At 60.3% G+C, this 22,231-nt stretch carries 25 protein-coding genes and 1 tRNA gene; 10 read left to right on the top strand and 16 right to left on the bottom strand.

What is annotated here, in order from left to right:
- The first annotated feature begins 27 nt into the window (after positions 1-27).
- The 4 genes from ACIOUG_RS05275 (at position 28) to ACIOUG_RS05260 (ending at position 2,950) form a co-directional block, all read left to right on the top strand.
- Positions 28-666 carry a LysE family translocator gene (locus ACIOUG_RS05275; protein WP_401063070.1) on the top strand — a complete coding sequence of 213 codons (639 nt, stop codon included), beginning with the start codon at positions 28-30 and terminating at the stop codon, positions 664-666.
- 79 nt (positions 667-745) lie between these two features.
- Positions 746-2,095, top strand: coding sequence for a diguanylate cyclase domain-containing protein (locus tag ACIOUG_RS05270; protein WP_401063068.1), 1,350 nt, complete (start codon positions 746-748; stop codon positions 2,093-2,095).
- 118 nt (positions 2,096-2,213) lie between these two features.
- Positions 2,214-2,372: a KGG domain-containing protein gene (locus tag ACIOUG_RS05265; protein WP_003222499.1), complete on the top strand. Its 159-nt coding sequence runs from the start codon at positions 2,214-2,216 to the stop codon at positions 2,370-2,372.
- 74 nt (positions 2,373-2,446) lie between these two features.
- Complete coding sequence (locus ACIOUG_RS05260) at positions 2,447-2,950, top strand: DUF4142 domain-containing protein (RefSeq protein WP_007963247.1); 504 nt, start codon at positions 2,447-2,449, stop codon at positions 2,948-2,950.
- Positions 2,951-3,049: 99 nt separating this feature from the next.
- Here ACIOUG_RS05260 and ACIOUG_RS05255 read toward each other — a convergent pair whose 3' ends face one another.
- Positions 3,050-3,460, bottom strand: a complete 411-nt coding sequence (locus tag ACIOUG_RS05255) for a low affinity iron permease family protein (protein ID WP_003222503.1) — start codon at positions 3,458-3,460, stop codon at positions 3,050-3,052.
- A 187-nt stretch (positions 3,461-3,647) separates the two neighbouring features.
- Between ACIOUG_RS05255 and tam the strand changes: the two genes are divergently transcribed.
- Positions 3,648-4,418, top strand: coding sequence for a trans-aconitate 2-methyltransferase (gene tam, locus ACIOUG_RS05250; protein WP_401063064.1), 771 nt, complete (start codon positions 3,648-3,650; stop codon positions 4,416-4,418).
- 126 nt (positions 4,419-4,544) lie between these two features.
- Here the strand turns inward: tam and ACIOUG_RS05245 are convergent, their stop codons facing one another.
- From ACIOUG_RS05245 to ACIOUG_RS05210, 8 genes are all read right to left on the bottom strand, one after another.
- Positions 4,545-5,273, bottom strand: coding sequence for a class I SAM-dependent methyltransferase (locus tag ACIOUG_RS05245; RefSeq protein ID WP_401063061.1), 729 nt, complete (start codon positions 5,271-5,273; stop codon positions 4,545-4,547).
- A 149-nt stretch (positions 5,274-5,422) separates the two neighbouring features.
- A complete protein-coding gene (locus ACIOUG_RS05240) occupies positions 5,423-5,830 on the bottom strand; it encodes a type II toxin-antitoxin system HicB family antitoxin (protein WP_401063058.1) in 408 nt (135 codons plus the stop codon).
- A gap of 36 nt (positions 5,831-5,866) precedes the next feature.
- The gene (locus ACIOUG_RS05235; protein WP_401063056.1) at positions 5,867-6,046 is read right to left on the bottom strand and encodes a type II toxin-antitoxin system HicA family toxin; all 180 of its coding nucleotides are present in this window, start codon (positions 6,044-6,046) and stop codon (positions 5,867-5,869) included.
- 263 nt (positions 6,047-6,309) lie between these two features.
- A tRNA-Gly gene (locus tag ACIOUG_RS05230) sits at positions 6,310-6,383 on the bottom strand.
- A gap of 158 nt (positions 6,384-6,541) precedes the next feature.
- Positions 6,542-7,426, bottom strand: a complete 885-nt coding sequence (locus ACIOUG_RS05225) for an alpha/beta fold hydrolase (protein ID WP_401063053.1) — start codon at positions 7,424-7,426, stop codon at positions 6,542-6,544.
- Positions 7,427-7,742: 316 nt separating this feature from the next.
- Entirely contained in the window at positions 7,743-8,435 is a 693-nt protein-coding gene (locus ACIOUG_RS05220) for a pseudouridine synthase (RefSeq protein WP_401063051.1), read from the bottom strand.
- 33 nt (positions 8,436-8,468) lie between these two features.
- On the bottom strand, positions 8,469-8,699 hold the full coding sequence (locus ACIOUG_RS05215; RefSeq protein ID WP_401063048.1) for a cysteine-rich CWC family protein: 231 nt from the start codon (positions 8,697-8,699) through the stop codon (positions 8,469-8,471).
- On the bottom strand, positions 8,692-10,179 hold the full coding sequence (locus ACIOUG_RS05210) for a diguanylate cyclase (protein WP_401063045.1): 1,488 nt from the start codon (positions 10,177-10,179) through the stop codon (positions 8,692-8,694). Before ACIOUG_RS05210 ends, ACIOUG_RS05215 begins: the two co-directional genes overlap by 8 nt.
- 340 nt (positions 10,180-10,519) lie before the next feature.
- Here ACIOUG_RS05210 and ACIOUG_RS05205 point away from each other — a divergent pair, with 340 nt between their 5' ends.
- Together ACIOUG_RS05205 and ACIOUG_RS05200 are read left to right on the top strand one after the other, a co-directional pair.
- A complete protein-coding gene (locus ACIOUG_RS05205) occupies positions 10,520-10,786 on the top strand; it encodes a hypothetical protein (RefSeq protein ID WP_003222522.1) in 267 nt (88 codons plus the stop codon).
- Between the two features lie 179 nt (positions 10,787-10,965).
- The gene (locus tag ACIOUG_RS05200; RefSeq protein ID WP_007963255.1) at positions 10,966-11,364 is read left to right on the top strand and encodes a hypothetical protein; all 399 of its coding nucleotides are present in this window, start codon (positions 10,966-10,968) and stop codon (positions 11,362-11,364) included.
- Between the two features lie 65 nt (positions 11,365-11,429).
- On the opposite strand, the gene ACIOUG_RS05195 is transcribed toward ACIOUG_RS05200, so the two are convergent.
- Complete coding sequence (locus ACIOUG_RS05195) at positions 11,430-12,542, bottom strand: enoyl-CoA hydratase/isomerase family protein (protein WP_401063042.1); 1,113 nt, start codon at positions 12,540-12,542, stop codon at positions 11,430-11,432.
- Positions 12,543-12,674: 132 nt separating this feature from the next.
- Here ACIOUG_RS05195 and ung point away from each other — a divergent pair, with 132 nt between their 5' ends.
- Positions 12,675-13,367, top strand: a complete 693-nt coding sequence (gene ung, locus ACIOUG_RS05190) for a uracil-DNA glycosylase (RefSeq protein WP_401063039.1) — start codon at positions 12,675-12,677, stop codon at positions 13,365-13,367.
- 159 nt (positions 13,368-13,526) lie between these two features.
- Here ung and ACIOUG_RS05185 read toward each other — a convergent pair whose 3' ends face one another.
- From ACIOUG_RS05185 to ACIOUG_RS05165, 5 genes are all read right to left on the bottom strand, one after another.
- Positions 13,527-14,561 carry an AbrB family transcriptional regulator gene (locus ACIOUG_RS05185; RefSeq protein WP_367083604.1) on the bottom strand — a complete coding sequence of 345 codons (1,035 nt, stop codon included), beginning with the start codon at positions 14,559-14,561 and terminating at the stop codon, positions 13,527-13,529.
- Complete coding sequence (locus ACIOUG_RS05180) at positions 14,554-16,068, bottom strand: tripartite tricarboxylate transporter permease (protein WP_401063037.1); 1,515 nt, start codon at positions 16,066-16,068, stop codon at positions 14,554-14,556. Before ACIOUG_RS05180 ends, ACIOUG_RS05185 begins: the two co-directional genes overlap by 8 nt.
- Position 16,069: 1 nt before the next feature.
- On the bottom strand, positions 16,070-16,528 hold the full coding sequence (locus ACIOUG_RS05175; protein WP_201135575.1) for a tripartite tricarboxylate transporter TctB family protein: 459 nt from the start codon (positions 16,526-16,528) through the stop codon (positions 16,070-16,072).
- Positions 16,529-16,586: 58 nt separating this feature from the next.
- Positions 16,587-17,564 (bottom strand): Bug family tripartite tricarboxylate transporter substrate binding protein, encoded by a 978-nt coding sequence (locus tag ACIOUG_RS05170; RefSeq protein ID WP_401063034.1) that lies wholly within the window; start codon positions 17,562-17,564, stop codon positions 16,587-16,589.
- A 91-nt stretch (positions 17,565-17,655) separates the two neighbouring features.
- Positions 17,656-18,948: an OprD family porin gene (locus ACIOUG_RS05165; protein WP_401063031.1), complete on the bottom strand. Its 1,293-nt coding sequence runs from the start codon at positions 18,946-18,948 to the stop codon at positions 17,656-17,658.
- A gap of 236 nt (positions 18,949-19,184) precedes the next feature.
- On the opposite strand from ACIOUG_RS05165, the gene ACIOUG_RS05160 reads away from it, so the two are divergent.
- Together ACIOUG_RS05160 and ACIOUG_RS05155 are read left to right on the top strand one after the other, a co-directional pair.
- The gene (locus tag ACIOUG_RS05160) at positions 19,185-19,856 is read left to right on the top strand and encodes a response regulator (protein WP_003222545.1); all 672 of its coding nucleotides are present in this window, start codon (positions 19,185-19,187) and stop codon (positions 19,854-19,856) included.
- Positions 19,849-21,234, top strand: a complete 1,386-nt coding sequence (locus tag ACIOUG_RS05155; RefSeq protein ID WP_401063029.1) for a sensor histidine kinase — start codon at positions 19,849-19,851, stop codon at positions 21,232-21,234. The genes ACIOUG_RS05160 and ACIOUG_RS05155 overlap by 8 nt, the downstream gene beginning before the upstream one ends.
- Before the next feature lie 152 nt (positions 21,235-21,386).
- Here ACIOUG_RS05155 and ACIOUG_RS05150 read toward each other — a convergent pair whose 3' ends face one another.
- Positions 21,387-22,208: an HDOD domain-containing protein gene (locus tag ACIOUG_RS05150; RefSeq protein ID WP_401063026.1), complete on the bottom strand. Its 822-nt coding sequence runs from the start codon at positions 22,206-22,208 to the stop codon at positions 21,387-21,389.
- Positions 22,209-22,231: the final 23 nt, after the last annotated feature.

Here is a 22,231-nt window from a genome sequence, read left to right as displayed (position 1 = left end):
ATTTGTACTGGCGCCGGCAGGTTTTCCATGACTCCATCGCTGTTAATGGCCGTTCTGGCCTCGGGTTTCATCTACGGCATCACGCCAGGGCCGGGCGTGCTGGCGGTGTTCGGCATTGGCGCGGCGCATGGGCGCCGGGCCGGGGCGGGGTTTCTTTGCGGGCACCTGCTCGGTGATGTGGTCTGGTGCAGCACCGCGCTGATCGCCATCGTCGGTGCCCGGGAGATCGGCAGCACTGCGTTCGATGTGCTGGGCGTGCTCAGTGGCTTGTACCTGTTTTGGCTGGGCTGGCGCGCAGTGCGGGCCAAACGGCGCAGCGAAGATCAACCCCAGGGTGCGGCGCGTCAGCCGTTCTGGCACGGCATCCTGTTCGGCCTGACCAATCCCAAGGCGTATCCGGTGGCGGTCGCGACCTTTACCGCGCTGCTGTCGAGCCGCGCCGAACTGCTCAACTGGTCGATGCTGCCGGCGCTGATCGCCTTGAGCTTCCTCGGCGGTTTGCTGGCCTACGCTATCCTGATCGGCGTGGTTGGCGCCCGACGAGTGCGCACGCTGTATCAGCGCCACGAGCTGCTGATCACCCGGTTGTGTGGCGTGATGTTCATCGGATTTGCCGTCAACGCGCTGGTGCATGCGCTGCCGGGACTGCTGCCGAACAAGGCTTGAAAAAATGTGCAGGGATGCGTGAGCAAAGGGTCAGGGATGGTTGAACAGTGCTGCATTGTCCGGACACCCACGCAGAACCATGGAAAGCCGAAATTCCGCGCCGTTGGCGAGTTTCATCGACCTGTTGCTGGACGCAGTGTGCGCTGTCGACAAGCAGGGTCGTTTCGTTTTTGTCAGCGCCGCCTGCGAGCGTATTTTCGGCTACACGCCGGATGAGTTGATCGGTCGGCAAATGATCGAGCTGGTCCACCCGGCAGACCGTCAGCGCACCTTGGCGGCGGCCAACGACATCATGGGCGGCGAACCCAAGCACAATTTCGAAAACCGTTACGTGCGCAAGGATGGGCGCATCGTGAATATCCTCTGGTCGGCGCGCTGGTCGGAGGTCGATCAATTGCGCATCGCCGTGGCCCGCGACATCACCGAGCGCAAGCAGGCGGAATCGCGTCAGGCTGCGCTGTATGCGATTTCCGAAGCGGCGCATGTCGCTGAAGACTTGCTGGCGCTGTTCAAACGCATTCACCTGATCATCGGCGAATGGCTGCCGGCGCTGAATTTCTCCGTGGCGCTGTACGACGAGCATTGTGCGCAGCTGAATTTTCCCTATCACGTCGACGACCACGAATTGCAGCCCGAGCAACCGGGCACCGTCACCGGGCGCCTGTGTGCGGAGGTCATCCGCAGCGGTCAGCCGATTCTGCTGACGCCGGACAGCCCCGACGCCTCACCCCACTTTGCGGCACTGGTGGCGGGGCAGGATTCACCGTGCTGGCTCGGTGTGCCGTTGAATTCAAAAAACGGCACCATCGGCGCGCTGATCGTCAAAAGCCTGCCGGGCGACGCGCGTTATACCGAACAGGACAAGGAACTGCTGCAATACGTCTGCGCCCAGGTCGCGACGGCCATCGAGCGCCAACAACTGCACGCACGGCTCAAGCGCATGGCGCAGTACGACCAACTGACCCAGTTGCCCAATCGCGGGTTGCTCAAAGACCGCCTCAAGGCTGCGCTGGCCGGTGCCCGCCAAGCATCGGGAAACCTGGCGCTGCTGTACGTCGACCTGGATCGCTTCAAGCAGGTCAACGACACCTTTGGCCATGCGGTCGGCGACATGCTGTTGCAAACGGTGGCCAGTCGGCTCAAGGGCTGCGTACGCGATACCGACACCGTGGCGCGCATCGGTGGCGACGAGTTTGTGGTGCTGCTGCACAGCGTTCACGCCGCTGAAGATGCCGACATCGTGGCCGGAAAAATCCGCCAGGTGCTGGTGCAGCCGATGCGCCTGGACGGCCACAACCTGCACATCGAGCCGAGTATCGGCGTGGCCCGTTACCCCGAGCATGGCCGCGAGGAACAGCAATTGTTCCGACATGCCGATCAGGCAATGTACGCCGCCAAACGCCTCAATCATCGGGCGGTGGATATCTGAAAAACTGCGTGCCGTTCGTCGCGGCGCGGGCAACTTTTCTAAACCTTTATCGGTCCGGCAATTCTCAATCTAGGCGGGCACCTGCTCGCCAACGATCAACACCAAGAGGAAGAGAATCATGCCTAATTCAAGAAACTCGAACTCGGGAAACTTCGCCAACGATCGAACCAAGGCCTCTGAAGCCGGTCGCAAAGGTGGGAAAACCACCACCACGACAGTCGACAAAGAGCCTGCGAAAACCGAAATGGGCCGCAAGCCTGCGCAGAAGTCGAAGTAGTCGGTGAGGTAGTTTTGATTGAGAGGCGGGGGCGCAAGCTCCCGCTTAAATTTGCACAGAAGGAGGGCGCGACCATGAGCCGGATGGCCACCCAGATACGTCGTTTCAGTTTTGCCACATTGTTGGGATTGTTCGCTGGCAGTGCCTTCGCCCAGTCGCCTGCCGATTTCATCAACGATGCGTCCGCCAAAGGCATGGCCGACATCGAAGCCAGTCGTCTGGCGCACCAGAAATCCGAATCCAAAGAGGTCAAGGATTACACGATCGTCGTGATCAATGACCGCACCACGGCCAACCAGCATCTGGCGAAGATCGCGAAGAAACTCGACCTGCCGGTCGCGCCACGTGAAGAAATCGCCGACAAGGCCAAGACCATGATCCCGCAGGTCAAAGACGGCGAAACCTTCGATCAGGCCTACGCAGCGAGCCAGGTGAAAGCGACCGAAGAGGCCATCCAGCAGATCCAGCAGGAAGCGCAGTCTACCGACGTGCCGGAAATCAAGGCCTTTGCCGACGAGACACTGCCCAAGCTGCAAAGCCATCTGGAGATGGCCCGGGCGCTGCAAGCCAGCCGCTGATCCCGCCTGCAAATCAAAAGATCGCAGCCTGCGGCAGCTCCTACACCAATAAATGTAGGAGCTGCCGCAGGCTGCGATCTTTTGATTTTTTAACTTTACTTAGCAGTCATTCAAATCCTGCTTCGGCTTGCTCTTCTCCCCCAGCCCATCGAGATTGAACACCTCGCTTTCCCCCAGGCTACGGTAGTGCTTGCGCAGCGCCTCCAGTTGCTTGAGGTCCAGCGATTCCAGCCCGAGCATCGCGTTCTGCGCTTCCTTGTTCACCCGCAACAACTCATCAAGCTTCAGATGCAGGATGTCGGTATCGCGGTTCTGCGTGTTCTGGATCAGAAACACCATCAGAAAGGTGATGATCGTGGTCGAGGTGTTGATGATCAGTTGCCAAGTGTCGTTGAAATGAAAAATCGGCCCACTCAACCCCCACAGAAAAATCAGGATCAATGCGCCCATGAAGGTTTTCGGGCTGCCGGCCCAGAGGGCCAGGGTCTGGGAGATTTTTGCGAATTTCATTGCGGTGTTCCTTATTGGGAGAGCTTGAAGTTCAGACATCCGGGGCGCGATGAAAATTCTACTTACAAATGAAACCTGCCAATCATTGCGAGCAAACAGACACCCTTTGCAATACGCCTCTCTGGAACTGCCCGCAGCGCTGCCTGTATTGTGACGAACCGCAGGAATGTCCCGACAGGAGAACGCAATGAGTTGGTCCGCCAAACAATACGTCGCTTTCGAAGATGAACGCACCCGCCCGGCCCGTGATCTGCTGGCGGCGATTCCCACGGTTCAGGCGCGATCAGTGGTAGATATCGGTTGCGGCCCGGGTAACTCCACCGAGCTGTTGGTGCAGCGATTTGAGTCGGCGCAGGTTCTGGGTCTGGACAGCTCGGCAGACATGATCGCCGCCGCGCGCAAGCGCCTGCCGCAGTTGCAGTTCGAGGTCGCGGAAATCAATAGTTGGGCGGATCAAGGGCCGTTCGATGTGATCTTCGCCAACGCAGTGCTGCAGTGGTTGCCGGATCACGCGACGTTGTTGCCGGCGCTGGTGGGTAAGCTTTCGGACGGTGGCAGTCTGGCGATCCAGATGCCGGACAACCTCAACGAGCCTTCCCATCGACTGATGCGCGAAGTCGCCGCCAAGGGCCCTTGGGCCGCGAAGCTGGCTGGCGCCGCCGGGCAGCGCACCGAGATGGCGAGTGCCAGCGAGTATTTCTCGATGTTACGTCCGCACTGTTCGCGGGTCGATGTGTGGCGCACGACTTATCACCATCAACTGCCGGGCGGGGCGGCGGGGGTGGTGGAGTGGTTCAAGGGCAGTGGTTTGATTCCGTTCTTGAATCCGCTGACTGCAGAGGAGCGGGCGCAATATCTGCAGCAGTATCTGGCGGCGGTTGCCGAGGCTTATCCGGCGTTACCGGATGGTTCGGTGCTGTTGCCGTTTCCGCGGCTGTTTATCGTCGCGACTCGCTAAAGGCAAACACCAATTCTGTGGCGAGGGAGCTTGCTCCCGCTGGACTGCGAAGCAGGCCCAGGATCTTCGGTGCGCTTCGCGCCCCAGCGGGAGCAAGTTCCCTCGCCACAACGTATATGCCGCGTGTTAGCGCTGCACCGCCACCAACATCATCATCGGCCGCTCCCGCTCTTCAGCCAGCGCCGGTTGCGCGGCCACTTCTGCATCGCTTGGCCCCCATTCGTTGACATGGCGAATGGCAAAACCCGCCGCGATCAACGAATTCAACAGTGTGCCCATCGTGCGGTGCTGCTTGATCACACCGTCGGCCAGCCAGTTGGTCACCCGTTCGCCTTCCAGTTGATAACTGTCCAGCGGCCAGCGCTTGCGTCCGTTGCTGTCGACCAGCCAGCCTGGATTGCGCGGGGCCATGAAGATCGGGTGTTCGATGGAAAACACAAAATGCGAACCCGGTTTCAGCGCTGCGTACAGATGAGCGAACAGCCCTGGCAGGTCCTTGATGTAATGCAGCGCCAGCGAGCTGTAGGCCAGATCGAAGCTGCAGGCCGGCAGGTCGAGTTGTTCAAGGTCGGCGCGTTCGTAGCGGATGTTCGCCGCCGTGGTGGTTTCGCGCGCACGTTCCAGCATCTTTTCCGAGACATCCAGCCCCAGCACATGGGCGGCGCCGTGCTCACTGGCCCAGCGGCTGAACCAGCCATAGCCGCAGCCGAGGTCGACCACATTCAAGTCGTGCAGCGATGGCAGCAACGCCTTGAGCGCCGGCCACTCCGGCGCGGCATCGAGGCCGCCGATGGAGCGGTTCATCTGGCTGTAACCGTGGAAAAATTCCGGGTCGTCGTAAATGTTTTGCGTCATGGGGGAAGTGCTCTTTTGAGTTCGGTCATCAGCGGCACAGTGGCCGCGCCATGGAGTCCCTCGAAAGTCAAAACGCGTATTCGTCGATGGCCGCGCAGGGGGAGGGTGGTGGGTGATGGGGAAATGCTAGCGGAGGGCCGGATTTGCATTCAACCTTGCTGCAAGACCTTCAACGCTGCCGAAGCGAGAAACCCCGAACGGCTTTTCTCTTCCGGGTGATGAAGCACGTATTCATCAATGCGGTTGAGCAGATAGCCGGGCAGTGTGATATTGAGTTTCTGCGCTTTGCCGAGGTATTTGGTGACGTCAATATCAACTACTGCCCAGGCACAGCCGGCGTACTGCGGGTTTGCGACGTGCACGCCAAGCTTGCTGGCTGGCGGGATCGGCGCACAGTCCTCGGCCAGAATTTCGAAATGCCCCTCAATGGCTTCGCGAGCCATTGCGACGGCATCATCCATATCATCGCCGGCAGAAAAACAGCCGGGAATGTCTGGTACTTCCACCCCCCAGGCGTGTTCTTCATCACCTATTGAAATTGCGATTGGGTAAAGCATGTTCGTGGTCCTCCTGGACGCTCTCGGCGGAGTGAATCAAAGCAGTGCTTGTTTCAAAATGCTGATGGCCGTTTTTTTCAGCAGGTCCTTCTTCGGATGCGGCACGGTCACCAGTCCAGACTTTATGGGATGTTTAAAGTGATGGTGACTGCCTCTGACCCGCACCAGATACCAGCCGTCTGCGACGAGTTGACCGATTAGAAAGCGGCTATTCACAACACCTCCTTGTGGTGTGCTTGGTGGGTACTATAACTACGGATTTTTTTTGATCAACACCATAACCACCGAGCGGTCATTTTCCTTTGTCCGAGTCAGTGGCAAGAACCAGTCTAGGCTGGGGCGTGAAGTGGAGGCGACGGGTATGTTGCAGGCCTTTACGAACCAATGTGGCAAATCCCGGACACAAAAAAACCGGCCCTTTAGGCCGGTTTTTCTGTTCCTGCATCCCCCGTCATAACACGACGTGAGACCTGATTGAGTGGAGCGGGTAGAGGGAATCGAACCCTCAACTAAAGCTTGGGAAGCTTTCGTTTTGCCACTAAACTATACCCGCTCAGAGCGGCTGACTTTGTACCAGAGTCGGGCGCGGATTTGAAGTTTTTCTTTTGTTCGCAGCGCGTTACAGCATTGAAAACGGTCATTCACGGGCGAATCTGCAGGTAATCAGCGCTGATTTTTCAGCCCCGCAGACTCGCTCGCGACGACCCTTCTTCAAATGGCCAGTGCATGGTGATCCTGGACGAACGAGTAACGCGTTCGACTCGACTGTTGTGACGGTTTCAGGAAACCGAGCAGGGCGTTCTGGCTATCGCGGCATGCAGCCTTGTGCTCCATGTCGAGAAAATGCCCGGTGGCCTGCAGCGTGGTGAAGGTGCTTTGTGCCACGTGGTTGCCAAATATCCGTGCGTCTTCGGCGGCGGTGTACTCATCCCATTCGCCGTTGAGGAACAGCACCGGCACGTTGATCTTTTTCGCCGCATTCAGATAGCACTGACGATCGCTGTGCAACACGTCGTTGATGTGGAAGTGCATCTGCCCGTATTCGTGCTCGGCCAGGCTGCTGACGTGGCGATAGTTGAAGCGTTTGAACAGTGACGGCAGGTGTTTGCCGATGGTGTTGTTGACCAGATGCCCGACGCGGTCGCCATCGCGCTGGCCGAGGTAATCGACACCGCGCTCCAGGTAATCCAGCATGTGCGCGTTGATCACCGGCGAGAACGAACTGATCACGGCTTTTTCGATGCGCCGCGGCTGGTGGGCCAAGGCAACCAGGGTGGCCGCACCACCCCAGGAAAACGACAGCACGTGTTCGGCGCCGAAGTGGTCGATCAGCTCCAGCAGGATCTGCCCTTCGACTTCCTTCGTCAGATGTTTCTCGTGGCGGTTGTGGATTTTTGACCTGCCCGCGTAGGGCTGGTCGTAGCAAACCACGTTGAATTGCGGGTGCAGATTTTTCACGGTTTGAGCAAACGACGCAGTCGTGGCCATCGAGCCGTTGACCAGAATGATGGTCTTTTCTGCGGCGTCTGCGCGATAGAACTCCGTGTAAACCCGATACTGACCCTGTATATCCAGCACAGCGATTTCTGGCCTCATGTCATAAGACTCCTGGCAAGCAAGCGGGTATGCGCGCAAATAGAGATTGCACGAGCTTTGTGACAGGTAGGCATACGCCTGGAGTTTGGGGCCCATGTCGATCCGGAACGGCAGGTCGACGGGTATTATTATTGGCGGGCAGTCTGCCGGGGGAGGTGGAGCCTTTGAGGCTCTCTACCGGCAAAAAGGTTGCTTTGATGTATGGCGTGACTCATCGGTCACAATTTGGCCGACGTCCTGATTCAAGCAGTGGGAGAGGAATCGCGCAAGTGCCGTTGGTAAATTGTTCGACAACTTCTGCTGAGCGGTCGGCGGCTTAGAACAAATGGATCTCTTCGGTGCGCAAAGCGCGGTACTCGCCCGGTTTTAGCGCGTTATCGAGCAACAGCGGACCCATGGATTCGCGGTGCAGGCGCAAGACTTTGTTGTTGAAGTGACCAAACATGCGCTTCACCTGATGGTAACGACCCTCGACGATGCTCAGGCGCGCCACTCTCGGGCCGAGCACTTCGAGCTGCGCCGGTTGCGTGGTCAGGTTTTCGAAGGCGAAGTAAATGCCCTCGGCAAACGTGACTGCATACTCCGGCCCGATCTCCTGTTCGGTCTCGACGTAATAGACTTTCGGCAATTTGGTTTGCGGCTGGGTCAGGCGCCGCGACCAGCTGCCATCGTTGGTGATCAGCATCAGCCCGGTGGTGTTGAAGTCCAGACGACCGGCGATGTGCAAATCGTCCCTGTCCGGTTCATGGATCAGATCCAGCACGGTCGGGTGCTGCGGATCGCGGGTGGCGCTGACGCAACCCGGCGGCTTGTGCAGCATGAAGTAGCGTGCCGGTTTGCCGAGTTGCAGGACTTCTTCGTCGACTTCGACGCGGCTGAATTCCAGCACCTCGCTGAGCGGGTCGCTGACGACTTTTCCGTCGATCCGCACGCGCTTTTCCACCAGCAACAGGCGAACCTGTTGACGGTTGTAGCGGGGCAGGTTGCTGAGAAAGCGGTCGACGCGCATGGTCAGGAATCGGCGGACAAAGGGCCGCGCATCTTACGGGATTGGCCGCGCCGCTGCTTGCAGTTGCGCTTCGACCTGAGCGCAGCGCGGGCACAGGCAGGATTGATTGCGCAGTTCGGCCGGCAGCGCTTCGAGCACTGCCGGGTCGATGCTCACGCCATAGCACCAGCAGGCCTGGTCGGCAGTGCGCGGGTCGGCCAGGGTGCAGTCGTTGCGCGCGCCGCAGGCCGGGCAGAGGTCGGGTTTAATGTCGGATTCAGGCATAAGTCGAGTAAGGCATTTCCACGCAGGTGCGGTTACGGCCGGTTCGTTTGGCCCGGTACATTGCATGATCGGCCCGGGACAGCAGCGTGTGCAAGGTGTCATCCGCTTGCAGGGTGGTGGCGCCGATGCTCACGGTCAGACTCAGGCTGTGGCCATCGTAGGAATACACCTGTTGTTCGACGTGTCGGCGGATCTTCTCGGCAATCTTCTGAGCGGTGTCGCCGTCGGTGTCCTTCAGCAATACGATAAATTCCTCACCGCCCCAACGGCAGACAATGTCGGAATGGCGCAGGCAACTTTGCAGATCCCGGGCAAACCCGATCAGCACCTGATCGCCGGCCATGTGCCCGTAGGTGTCGTTCAATGTTTTGAAGTGATCAAGGTCGAGCAACAGCGCTGTCAGGGGTTTCGACTCGCGCTGCGCTTCGTGCAGGGCCTGTACGGCGAGCAGGTCGAAGCCACGGCGATTCGGCAATTCAGTGAGGCTGTCGAGCGTGGCCTGCGTCTGAATCTTGCGCTGATAACGCCGGATCACCCGATTGAGCAGGGCCAGCACGCCCAGCGTCACCAGCAGGCAGATCAGCAGGTTGAGGTACAGCGACTGGCGGATATCACTGAGCGCGCCGTCCTCGCGTTTGTCGACAAACAGATACCAGTGCAGCTCCGGGATGTAACGCACGTTGAGGAAATGCCCCTGGCCCTGCGCGGAATATTCGTAGCTGCCGCTGTGTGGTTTGGGCAATTGGCTGACCAGGCTTTTCATGTTGGTGAGTTCGCCGAGGCTCTGGCCGATATGCGCACCTTCCGGTCCACCGCTGGCGCCGGTGAGCACCAGTCGCCCGAAGCCATCGACGAAGTACACACTGCGTTGATAACGCTGCTGGTATTTGTCGATCAGTTTGATCACCGCGTCCACTGTCAGGCCCACGCCGGCCGCGCCGATGAAGCGGTTGTCGTAGTCGTAGACCTTGTAGTTGATGAAGAAGGTCAGGTTGTCCTTGTTGGCCAGATCCGGGTCGACGTTAATCTCGTAGGGATCTTTCATGTCACGTACACGAAAGTACCAGGCGTCGCGCGGTTCATCGACTCGGACCTGCTTGAGCACCCCTTTGGCGTGGTAGTAGGTGTGGCTGCTGTTGGAGACGAAGAACGCGGTGTATGCACCGTAATGCGTCATGACCTCGTCGAGGTAACGGGTCATCTGCACCGGATCTTTTTCGCCGTTCACCACCCAGTCGCGCATGAAGGTGTCGCGCGACATCATCGAGGAAATCAGGATCGGTCTGACGAGGTCTTTCTGGATTTCCGAATAGACCGTGTCGGACGTCAGCGGCAGTTCGGTGTTGATGATGCTGTCGCGGATCGACGCCCGCGAGGCGTAATAGCTGAGTAACGAGGTGGCGAGGAAGCCGGTGCCGAGCAGAGCGACCAGTATCAGGACCAGCGAGCGTTGTGAGTACAGCGCAGATCTGTGCGGCATGGGCGGTTCCGTTGGCAGATGAGCCGATGGCAGCATTCTAATGGCACTGCCGGGAAATAACTGCTCCATGCGCGGCGCGAATGGTCGTTCCTGTATTTCCGGGCATTTGCACCGTTCAACGGAGGGAGCGGGCTTGCTCGCGAAGGCGGTTTCCCAGACGCATGAAGTTTGATTGGCCCACCGCGTTCGCCAGCAAGCGCGCTTCCACAGGGGATTCTCAGGGGGAGTGACACCGCTGATCTGAAGCTTGGCCGAGTCCGGCACTTGCCCCGGGCCTGACAGTCAAAACTGTGTCGGCTGCGCTGTCCTGCTGCGGTCGTGGGTCTTTCAGGAGGCCGTCATGCGTGTTCAGAAACTGTTTCGTCGAGTGTTGCTCGGTGCAGTGCTCGGGCTTGGGCTGTCCGGATGTTATTACTACGGGCCGCCCGCCGATGTTTACTACGCCGCTCCCTACTACTATCCAGGCTACTACTCACCTTATTACTACGGCGGATATTACGGTCCGCGCTACTACGGCGGCGCCCGTTACTATTACGGTGGTTACGGCTATCGCGGTGGTTATGGACGCGGTTACCACGGCGGCGGCTATCACGGTGGACACCACTGAGCGGCGGCTGAATGACAGTGTTTTGCAAATGAACAGGATTTCATCAATCACATGTTTCAACTTGTTACGGAAGCGCACCAGATTCCGAAAACGCTGTCAGATATTTCGTCAGTCACCGAATAAACGACTGATGCCTGCCAGCGTCGCTGGTGCGGCTACCCGCGGTCCAGGAGGCCGCCATGTATCGACGAATTCTTCTACTTGCTGCGATGATGTTTTCCGTTGCCGGTTGCGCTCCCTACTCCTACGCAGACAGTTATTACAGCTCGGAGGTCTACACTTCACCCGCTCCCGCGTACTACAACACTGGCGGCACGTATTACAGCGGTGGCAGCACCTATTATTCGGCCCCGCGCTATTACCAGGCGGCCCCGCGTTACTACCAACCGGCTCCGCGTTATTACTCGGCGCCGCGCTACTACCAGCCAGCGCCGCGCTACTACGAGAGCCGTCGCTGGCACGACAATGATCGCGGGCGCTGGGACGGCCACCGCGGCGGTGGTTGGGACCGTGACCGTGGCGGCCGAGATCATCACGGTAACCGCGGTGACCACGGCGGGCGAGGCGGTCGCTGGTAACCATCCGCGAACAAAAAAGCGGCGCATTGAGCGCCGCTTTTTTGTGCCTGCGATTTGCCGGGCAATCAGTAAACCGTGAGATCCGCCAACGGATGCCGACCTTCCCAGACCTTGTGAAAATGCGCCTCGACCACTGCATCCGGGACCTTGTTGATATCCGGCCAATGCCAGTGCGGTTTCTGATCCTTGTCGATCAGCCGCGCCCGAACCCCTTCGCTGAATTCCGGGTGCCGGCAGCAATTGAGGCTCAAGGTGTATTCCATCTGAAACACTTCAGCCAGCGACAGGTAGCGGGCGCGAAGGATCTGTTCCCAGACCAGATACGCAGTCAGCGGTGAGCCTTCGCTCATGGTTTTCGCAGCGCGGGCGATCAGCGGATCACTGCTGTCACGTTGCAGGCTGATGGCTTTCCAGGCGCAGGTGACGTCGCTGACGTCGAGCAGTTCGTCGATCTGCTGGCGGCGCGGCAACCACTGCGCCTCGGGCATCTGCTCCACGGCTTCCTGTTGCAGGGCCTTGAGCAGACTGTTGAGCTGCATGTCGGTCTGCTCCTGCCAGTTGAGCTGCAGCAGGCCTTCGATCAGCTGCGGTTGCTGTTCGTCGAGCAGGAAGCGGTCGGCCAGATCCAGATCAATCGCATCGCGACCATTGATGTGCGCACCGGTCAGACCGAGGAACAAGCCGAGCTTGCCCGGTAACCGCGAGAGAAACCAACTGGCGCCGACGTCCGGATACAGCCCAATGGTGATCTCCGGCATCGCCAGGCGACTGCTCGGTGTGACGATCCGCGTGCTCGCGCCTTGCAACAGGCCCATGCCGCCGCCGAGCACGTAACCGTGGCCCCAGCAGATCAGCGGTTTGGGGTAGGTGTGCAGGCTGTAGTCCAGGCGATATTCGGCGGCGAAAAACTGCGCGGCCAGTGGCGGGACTTCACCGGGGTGGGCGCGGCAGGCTTCCACCAGACTGCGCACTTCGCCGCCGGCACAGAACGCTTTGGCACCGTTGCCGCGCAGCAGCACGCAGACGATTTGTGGATCCTTGGCCCAGGCATTCAGTTTGTCGCTCAGGGCGTTGATCATCGGCAAGGACAGCGCGTTGAGCGACTTTTCAGCATCCAGGCTGGCGATCCCTATGCGGGCGCCGTCGGTGCCGGTGAGTTCTTCGAAGTGCAGATTCATCGTGACCTCGATCGGGAAATTGAGCGTTCAGTATGATCGCTGTGTGGGAAAGTGCCGGATCTGCGTCAGATCAATTGACAAGCGTGGTCGGCTTTCCTAGGGTTCGCCCCATTGTTTTTGCCGGGTATGACCATGACTGCTGACGACCGTATCAAACTCGAACCGAGCTGGAAGGAGGCACTGCGTGCTGAATTCGACCAGCCTTACATGGCAGAGTTGCGCACTTTTCTGCAGCAGGAGCGGGCGGCCGGCAAGGAGATCTATCCGCCGGGACCGCTGATTTTCAACGCGCTGAATTCGACGCCGCTGGATAAAGTCAAAGTGGTTATCCTCGGTCAGGACCCGTACCACGGCCCGGGCCAGGCCCATGGTTTGTGCTTCTCGGTGCAACCGGGCGTGCCGGCTCCGCCGTCGTTGGTCAACATCTACAAAGAGTTGAAGCGCGACCTGAATATCGACATCCCCAACCACGGCTACCTGCAAAGCTGGGCCGATCAGGGCGTGCTGATGCTCAACACCACCATGACCGTCGAGCGCGCCAATGCCAACGCGCACAAGGATAAGGGCTGGCAATTTTTCACCGACCGGATCATTGAACTGGTCAGTGAACGCCAGCCACATCTGGTGTTCATGCTGTGGGGCGCGCATGCGCAGAGCAAGCAGAAGCTGATTGATGCGACCAAGCATTTGGTGCTGACCTCGGTGCATCCGTCGCCGCTGTCGGCTTATCGAGGGTTCCTCGGTTGCGGGCACTTTAGCCGGACCAACAAGTTTCTCGAGCAGAATGCTGAGGCGCCGATCGAGTGGCGTCTGCCGCCGGTCTGATCGGCTGAGTAAATCTGTGGCGAGGGAGCTTGCTCCCGCTCGGTTGCGCAGCAGCCGCAAAACCTGCGATTTCGGTGTGCCAGAAGCACCCGGTTCAAGGATGTCGGGTCTGCTGCGCAGCCCAGCGGGAGCAAGCTCCCTCGCCACAGTGACTCGGTGTTACTCGGGATTACGGTTCCAATATTTGAACAACGGCTCCGCCAGAAACAGTACAAACAACAGCCGCATCACCTGCATCGCCGTCACCAGCGGCACCGACAGCTGCAGGGTCTCCGCCGTCAGGCTCATTTCGGCGATCCCTCCGGGCATCATGCCCAGCGTCAGCGAACGCAGATCCAGATGGGTCAGTGCACTCAAACCCAAAGCCGCCAACGTCGCGATCAACATGGTCAGTGCCGTGCCGATCAATGTGCGGCCCATGAATGACGGCGCGCGGCGGAAGAACTGTCGATTGAAGTGACAGCCCAGGCCGCTGCCGATCAGCCACTGACCGATCTGGCTACCACCATCCGGCAGGCCGATGTGCAAATCCCAGGCAATGCTCACCGTGGCACTGACCAACAACGGTCCGAACAGCCAGGGATTGGGTTGACGCAAACGCTGCCAGAGCCAGGCGAGCAGGGCACCCGCAGGAAACAGAATCGCCAGCCAGCGCCAATCGACGTTGCCGGCGTGAGAAATCGGCGTGCCGTCGCCCAGCAGATATTTGAACGCGGCCGGCACGCACAGCACCACCACCAGCACCCGCAGACTCTGTCCCGCCGCGACATGGCTGAGCAGCGCGCCATTGCGCGCGCCGAGGTTGACCATCTCCCCGGAGCCGCCGGGCATGCTCGAGAAGAATGCCGTGGCGCGGTCTTCGCCGGTGCGGCGCATCAACCACACGCCAACCACCGCCGACAAGCTGGTGACCAGTGCACCGAAGAAGATCAAACCGAAATGACTCAGCACCTGCTCCATCACCACCGGGGTGAAGTGCAGGCCGATGCCGATGCCGACGATCCATTGGCCGCATTTGCGCCCGCCGGGGATTTCCGTGAGTTGCCACGGGGTCAGGCAGCGCACCAGGATGATCGCCAGTAACGAGCCGACCATCCACGGCAGTGGCCAGCCGATCTGGCTGGCGATGAAACCGCCAAGCAGACCGACCAGCGGGGTGGCCCACCAGCTTCTGAGGGAGGAGCGATCAGACATCAGCGATGGCGCGTTGCGCTGCCGAGCGTTTGCGCCAGATGCGCAGCAGCGGCATCAGCAACATGATCGCGGTCAGGACCCAGACGCCGAAGGTGATCGGGCTCGACCAGAGGATTTCCAGCGCACCGTTGGAGATCGACAACGCGCGACGCAGGTTCTGCTCCATCAACCCACCGAGAATGAACCCGAGCAGCACCGGCGACAGCGGGAAATCCAGCTTGCGCAGGATGTAACCGAAGATACCGATGCCGACCATCAGGAACAGGTCGAAGGTGGTCGCATGCACCGCGTACACGCCGATCCCGGTGATGATCGCGATCACCGGCACCAGTGCCCAGTTCGGCACGGCAAGGATGCGGGTGAAGATGCGGATCATCGGGATGTTGAGGATCACCAGCATGATGTTGGCGATGAACAGCGAAGCGATCAGGCCCCAGACGATGTCCGGTTGTTGTTGGAACAACAGCGGCCCCGGGGTGATGTTGTACAGCGACAGTGCGCCGATCATCACTGCGGTAGTGCCGGAACCGGGTACGCCGAGGGTGAGCATCGGCACCAGCGCGCCACAGGCTGAAGCGCCGATCGCGGTTTCCGGAGCGGCGAGGCCACGGGCGTCACCCTGACCGAATTTACCGCCAGTACCGGCGATACGTTTTTCGGTCATGTAGGCCACGGCACTGGCCAGCGTCGCGCCGGCACCCGGCAACACGCCCATGATGAAACCCAGCAAGCCGCAACGGATGTTCACCACGAACACCGACGCCGCTTCCTTGAAGTTGAACATCATGCGCCCGGTGGCCTTCACCGCTTCCTGACCGCGATGGGTTTTTTCCAGCAGCAGGAGGATTTCACTGACCGAGAACAGCCCCAGCACCAACACCACGAACTGGATGCCGTCGGTCAGGTGAATGTTGTCGCCGGTGAAGCGGTACACGCCGCTGTTGGCGTCGATGCCGACGGTCGACAGGAACAGCCCGATCAGCGCCGCAATAAAGGTCTTCAGCGGTCGATCGCCGGCCATGCCGCCGAGGCAGACAATCGCGAACACCATCAACACGAAGTATTCCGCCGGGCCGAACGCAATCGCCCATTTCGCCAGCAACGGGGCGAACAGCACCATGCCGCAAGTGGCGATGAACGCACCGATGAACGAACTCCATGCCGACAGCGACAGCGCCACACCGGCCAGGCCCTGACGCGCCATCGGATAACCATCAAGAGTGGTCATCACGGTCGAGGCTTCGCCCGGAATGTTCAGCAGGATCGAACTGATCCGCCCGCCGTATTCACAGCCCAGATACACCGCCGCCAGCAGAATCAGCGCCGACTCTGGCGGCAGGCCGAGGGCGAACGCGATCGGGATCAGCAGGGCTACGCCATTGATCGGACCCAGGCCCGGCAACAGCCCGACCACGGTGCCGATCAGCGTGCCGGTCAGGGCCGTGACCAGGTTGTACGGACTCAGCGCAACGCCGAAGCCCTGACCCAAATAACCGAGAGTATCCATATCAGTTCTCCAGAACGTCGAGCAGGCCCAAAGGCAGCGGCACGTCCATCAGACGGTCGAACAGCAGGTACAGACCGATGGCCATCAGCGTTGTCACCACGATGCTGGGCAGCCAGCGACCGCCGTACAGGCGTGCCATCGGGATGCCAATCAGGATGCTGCTGAGGATGAAGCCCAGCGGTTCGAACAGGCCGGCGAACACCAGCAGCAGGACCACGCAAATGCCGATTTTGGTCAGGGTTTGGCGATCCAGCGGTGGCTCGTCTTCGCTGTGTTTGATCGGCGCCGGGCGGAAAACCATGTACAGCAGCGCCACGCCCATCAGGCCGAGCATCAGCAGGGGAAAGGCACGCGGGCCGACTGGTTCATAAGAAAAAGCTGCTTGATACGGCCACGCCATCAGGGCCAGGCCGACGCAGGCCAGCAATAGCACCGAGGCGAAAATGCGTTGTAAGAGCATGGGAAACTCCTGTGCCGTGGCCTCGATGCGCGAGGCCGCAGCCGCTAGACAGAGACGATCACTGGATCAGGCCGAACTCTTTGGCCAGCACTTTGTAGTCCGCCACCTGTTTCTTCACGTAGGTGTCCAGCTCCGGGCCGGTCATGGCGAACGGAAACAGTTCACGCTGATCGCGCAGCTTGGCGAACTCATCGGAGGCCAGCAGTTTATCGAAGGCGTCTTTCCACCACGCGTAGTCCTCGTCGCTGACTTTGGGCCCGAGGTAGAAGCCGCGCACCACCGGCCAGACGATGTCGTAGCCTTGCTCGCGAGCGGTCGGGATGTCTTTCATTTCCGGCTCGTCGAGGCGTTTTTCAGCGAACACCGCGAGCAGACGCATGTCGCCACTCTGGATGTGCGGCATGGAGTCGGAAATGTCCGTGCTGCCGACCTGGATGTGACCGCCGAGCAGTGCAGTGGCGATTTCGCCGCCGCCTTCGAGGGCGACGTAACGCAGGTCACGCGGGTTGATCCCGGCAGCCTTGGCGATCAGCGCGGTTTGCATCCAGTCCTGGCTGCCGACGGTGCCGCCGGAACCGATGACCACGGAACTCGGATCTTTCTTCAGGGCTTTGACGAGATCGTCGAGGGTCTTGTAGGGCGAATCGCTTTTCACCGCGATGGCGCCGTAGCTGGTGCCGACGGCGGCCAGCCAGCGCACGTTGGTCTCGTCGAAACGACCGAACTTGCCTTGCGCCAAGTTCAGCAACGAACCGCTGGACCACGCTACCAGCGTGCCGGCGTCGGCCGGACGCTGAGCCACGACCGCGTTATAGGCCACCGCGCCGACACCGCCGGGCATGTAGGTCACGCGCATCGGTTTGGTCAGCAGCTTTTCGTTGACCAGCGCGCTCTGCGCCAGTTTGCAGGTCAGGTCAAAACCACCGCCGGGGGAGGCAGGGGCGATGCATTCCGGGCGTTTCGGTTCGGCCATCAGTTGGCCGGCGAACAGCATGACGCCAGCGGCCAGAGCAACTTTACGCAGTGACAAATTCATTGGTTTCTCCACGGTTTCTTGTTGTATGAGTTTCTGTAGGAGCTGCCGAAGGCTGCGATCTTTTGATCTTCAACTCCGGCATTTCAATCAATTACCAAAGGGCAACGCTATAGCTCACCAGCAGCCGCACTTCATCGGCATCGCGGGCGGAGTAGTTGGAACGGTAAGTGGCATTGCGCAGACGCACGGCGACATCCTTCAGCGCGCCGCTTTGTACTACATATTTGATCTCGGTGTTGCGCTCCCACTCTTTGCCTTCGTCGCCGTTCTTGAGTCTGATGTTGTCACCGCTGAGGTAACGGCTCATGAACGACAGGCCGGGGATGCCGAGGCGCGCGAAGTCGAAGTCGTAACGCGCTTGCCATGAGCGTTCTTCAGCCCCGGCGAAGTCGTTGATCTGCACGAAGTTGACCAGATACGGGTCGCTGCCATCGACATACGGGAATGCGCTGTCGCCGGACATGTGCTGATAACCGGCAGTGAACTTGTGGCCGCTCAGCGCATAGCTGATCAGACCGTTGAGCGAGCGGTTGTCGATCTCGCCACCACGGGCCGCGCCCTGATCGTCACTGACCGCAAAGCGCAGGTCGGTGGCGAACGTGCCCGGACCCATCGGCCGCGAGGCGACCATACCGAAGAAGTGCTGGTTGTAGACTTCATCGAGTTGGGCGAAGTGGTAGCTGCCGGTGATCTTGTCGGTGAACTTGTAGTCCACGCCGGCAAAATCGAAATGCTTGCCGGCCACGGTGCCGGCGAAACGGCTGTTCTTGTTGTTGAGGGCGATGTCTTCGAAATCGGTGCTGTCGCGATCCTTGGCTTTCTCCAGACGCCCACCGGTGAAGGTCAGATTCTTGATCTCTTTGGAGGTCAGCAGACCGCCTTCAAAGGTCTGCGGCAGGATGCGTCCGTCGTTCGGTTTGAGAATCGGCAGTTCCGGAATCAGGCTGCCGATTTTCAGTTCGGTGGCGGAGATTTTCACTTTGCCGGTCAGGCCGACTTTCGAGTATTCGTCAGCCGCACGCCCGTCATCGTGGGTCGGCAACAGGCCGGTGCCGGTGCGATCCGGGCTCGAATCAAGTTTGACCCCGAGCATGCCCAGCGCATCGACACCGAACCCCACGGTGCCGTCGGTGTAACCCGATTGCAGGTTGAGCATGAAACCCTGCGCCCATTCATCACGCTTGCTTTGCTGGGCGCTGGTGCCGTCGCGAAAGTCACGGTTGAAGTACATGTTGCGGGTTTCGAAGGTGGCGGAACTGTCTTCGATGAAATCGGCGTAGCTCAGCGGCGAAAAACCGGCGAGGGCAGCAGTGCTGGCGAGGGTGGCGTGGCGCAAACGAGATGGACGAACAGGCGTAAGAGCCTTGGTCTGCAAGGACGGCATGCGGGTGTACTCCGTTTATTGTTCTTATTGGTCGAAAACGCTTCGAGGCGTTTTGCGTAACGCTGTGTGGCAGCAGCGACGGCAGTCGAAACTGTCCGTGACCGGACTCTAACCACCCAACCTTTCGCTAACCTTTCAGCCGGATTTCGCGGTTTTCGGGCTTCACAGCGCCGGTTGCGGCTGTAAACTCCGCGGCAAAGAGTGGCGTCGGCCATCCCTGAATGAGGTAGAGATCCATGCGTGTTCTGCTCGTCGAAGACCATTTGCAACTGGCCGAAAGCGTCGCCCAGGCGCTCAAGAGCACCGGTCTGACCGTGGACGTGTTGCACGATGGCGTGGCCGCCGATCTGGCGCTGGGCAGCGAGGAATACGCAATGGCGATTCTCGATGTCGGCCTGCCGCGCATGGACGGTTTCGAGGTGCTGGCGCGCCTGCGCGCACGTGGCAAGAATCTGCCGGTGTTGATGCTGACGGCGCGCAGCGATGTGAAGGACCGGGTCCACGGCTTGAATCTCGGCGCCGACGATTACCTGGCCAAACCGTTCGAACTGACCGAACTCGAAGCGCGGGTCAAAGCCCTGCTGCGGCGCAGTGTGCTCGGTGGCGAGCGTCAGCAGCGCTGCGGCGTGCTGGCCTACGATCTCGACACCCGGCGCTTCAGCCTCGGCGAAGAACTGCTCACGTTGACCTCTCGCGAACAGGCGGTGCTCGAGGCGTTGATCGCCCGCCCGGGACGGGTGATGAGCAAGGAGCAACTGGCTGCGCAAGTGTTCGGGCTCGACGAAGAAGCCAGCCCCGACGCGATCGAAATCTACGTGCATCGCCTGCGCAAGAAACTTGACGGCCAACCGGTGGCGATCGTGACCTTCCGTGGCCTCGGTTACCTGCTGGAAAGCCGCGATGCATAAGCCCAGCAGCCTGCGCTGGCGGTTGCTGTGGAACCTCGCGTTGTTGCTGGTGGTGTTGATGCTCGCCAGTGGTTTGAGCGCTTACTGGAACGGGCGCGAAGCCGCCGACACGGCCTACGACCGAACCCTGTTGGCCTCGGCGCGGACCATCGCCGCCGGCCTCTCGCAACGCGACGGCACCCTCAGTGCCGATGTGCCTTACGTGGCCCTCGACACCTTCGCCTACGACAGCGCCGGGCGGATCTATTACCAGGTCAACGACATCCATCAAAAGCTGATTTCCGGTTACGAAAACCTTCCCGGGCCGCCACCCGGCACCCCTCGAACCGACAGCTATCCGGCGTTGGCGCGGTTCTATAACGCGACCTATCGCGGGCAGAACGTGCGTGTGGTCAGCCTGCTCAAAGCGGTGACCGAGCCGAACATGAACGGCATGGCGGAAATCCGTGTCGCCGAAACCGACGAGGCGCGGGTCAGCATGGCGCGCAGTCTGGCCGCCGATACGCTGCTGCGTCTGGGCATGCTCGCCATCGGTGCGTTGTTGCTGGTGTGGTTTGCGGTGAGTGCCGCGCTGCGCCCGCTGGAGCGTTTGCGCACGGCGGTGGAGGAGCGTCAGCCGGATGATTTGCGGCCGCTGCCGCTGGTGGAAGTGCAGCACGAATTGTGGCCGCTGGTACGCGCGCTCAATCACTTCACCGAACGCTTGCGCGGGCAGTTCGAGCGACAGGCGCAGTTCATCGCTGATGCCGCACACGAACTGCGTACGCCGCTGGCGGCGCTGAAGGCGCGGCTGGAGCTGGGGCTGCGTTCGGCTGAGCCACAAACCTGGCGCGAGACCCTGGAGTCTTCGGCGCAGAGCACCGATCGTCTGACTCATCTGGCCAATCAATTGCTGTCGCTGGCGCGGGTGGAAAACGGTGCCCGGGCGATTGCCGAGGGCGGCGCGCAGTTACTCGATCTGAGTCAGCTGGCCCGCGAGCTGGGCATGGCCATGGCGCCGTTGGCACATGCTCGCGGGGTGGCGCTGGCGCTGGAGGCGGATGAGCCGGTGTGGCTGCGCGGTGAGCCGACGTTGCTCAATGAGCTGCTGAGCAATCTGGTGGACAACGCTTTGGCGCATACGCCACCGGGCGGCAACGTGATTCTGCGGGTCGCGGCGCCGGCGGTGCTTGAGGTTGAAGATGACGGGCCGGGGATTCCGCTGGAGGAGCGTGATCGGGTGTTTGAGCGTTTCTACCGGCGCAATCAGCAGGTCGCGGGTTCAGGGTTGGGGCTGGCGATTGTCGGTGAGATCTGCCGGGCGCATCTGGCGCAGATTACCTTGCATGATGGCGAACAGGCCGGTTTGAAGGTTCGGGTGAGTTTTATTGCCGGATAGCAGCCGAGATGGCTTTTGTGGCGAGGGAGCTTGCTCCCGCTCGGCTGCGCAGCAGTCGTGATCCCTGAGTGCACGGTTTGCCTGTTGAAGGTAGGTCACCTGGTGTTGGGGCCGCTTCGCAGCCCAGCGGGAGCAAGCTCCCTCGCCACAGGTCAGTAAAACATCGTCCGCGATTCTTCCAGATCCGCGCACAGCGCCTTGTTCTCCGGGTCGATGCCAAGCTTCCTGAACGCCGGCACACTCAGCGGATCAATCCGTGCAATCGGATGCTCGCTGTCCTTGTGGCAATACAGGCTCGCCACTTGCACCAGATCGACGTAATCGATGTGCGCCGAGTCGCGTTTGAAATTCAGGTACAGCCCCGGCAACGCCACCAGCTGCTCGGGAAATTCCCAGACCCGCAGCAGCTTGTCGCCCAGCAGCGGATGAATGTGGTCGATCACATGGTTGAGGCTGACCGGATCCGCCAGCAGTTCGTAATGATCTTCGGCGTAGGTCAGGATCGGCAGCACGCCGATCTGATGCACCAGCCCGCCCAATGCCGCCTGATCGGGTTTGAGCTGAGTGTGACGGCGGCACAAGGCATAGCTGACACCAGCGATTTCCAGACTCTTGCGCCAGACTTCGCGCATCTTCTGTTCGACCACTTCGGAGCGGGCGTGGAAAATCTGTTCCATCACCAGACCGATCGCCAGGTTGCTGCTGTAATTCACCCCCAGCCGGGTGATCGCGGTGTGTAGGTCGGTAACTTCCTGGGTCGCGCGCAGTAGCGGGCTGTTGACCACTTTGATCAGGCGCGCCGACAGCGCCGTGTCGCGGCCAATCACTTTGCTCAGATCGCTGACGCTGATCTCCGGGTCTTCGGCGGCCTTGCGAATTTGCAGGGCCACTTCCGGTAATGTTGGCAGAACCAGGTCATCGTTATCGATGGCCTCAACCAAATCCTGTTGGACCTTATCCGCCAGCTCGCTCATGTAGATTCTCTAGGGTGTTGCAT

The organism is Pseudomonas sp. NPDC087803 (assembly GCF_044742995.1).
Classification (GTDB): domain Bacteria; phylum Pseudomonadota; class Gammaproteobacteria; order Pseudomonadales; family Pseudomonadaceae; genus Aquipseudomonas.
The sequence above is the reverse complement of the archived record's forward strand: the minus strand, read 5'-3'. Positions and strand labels throughout refer to the sequence as shown.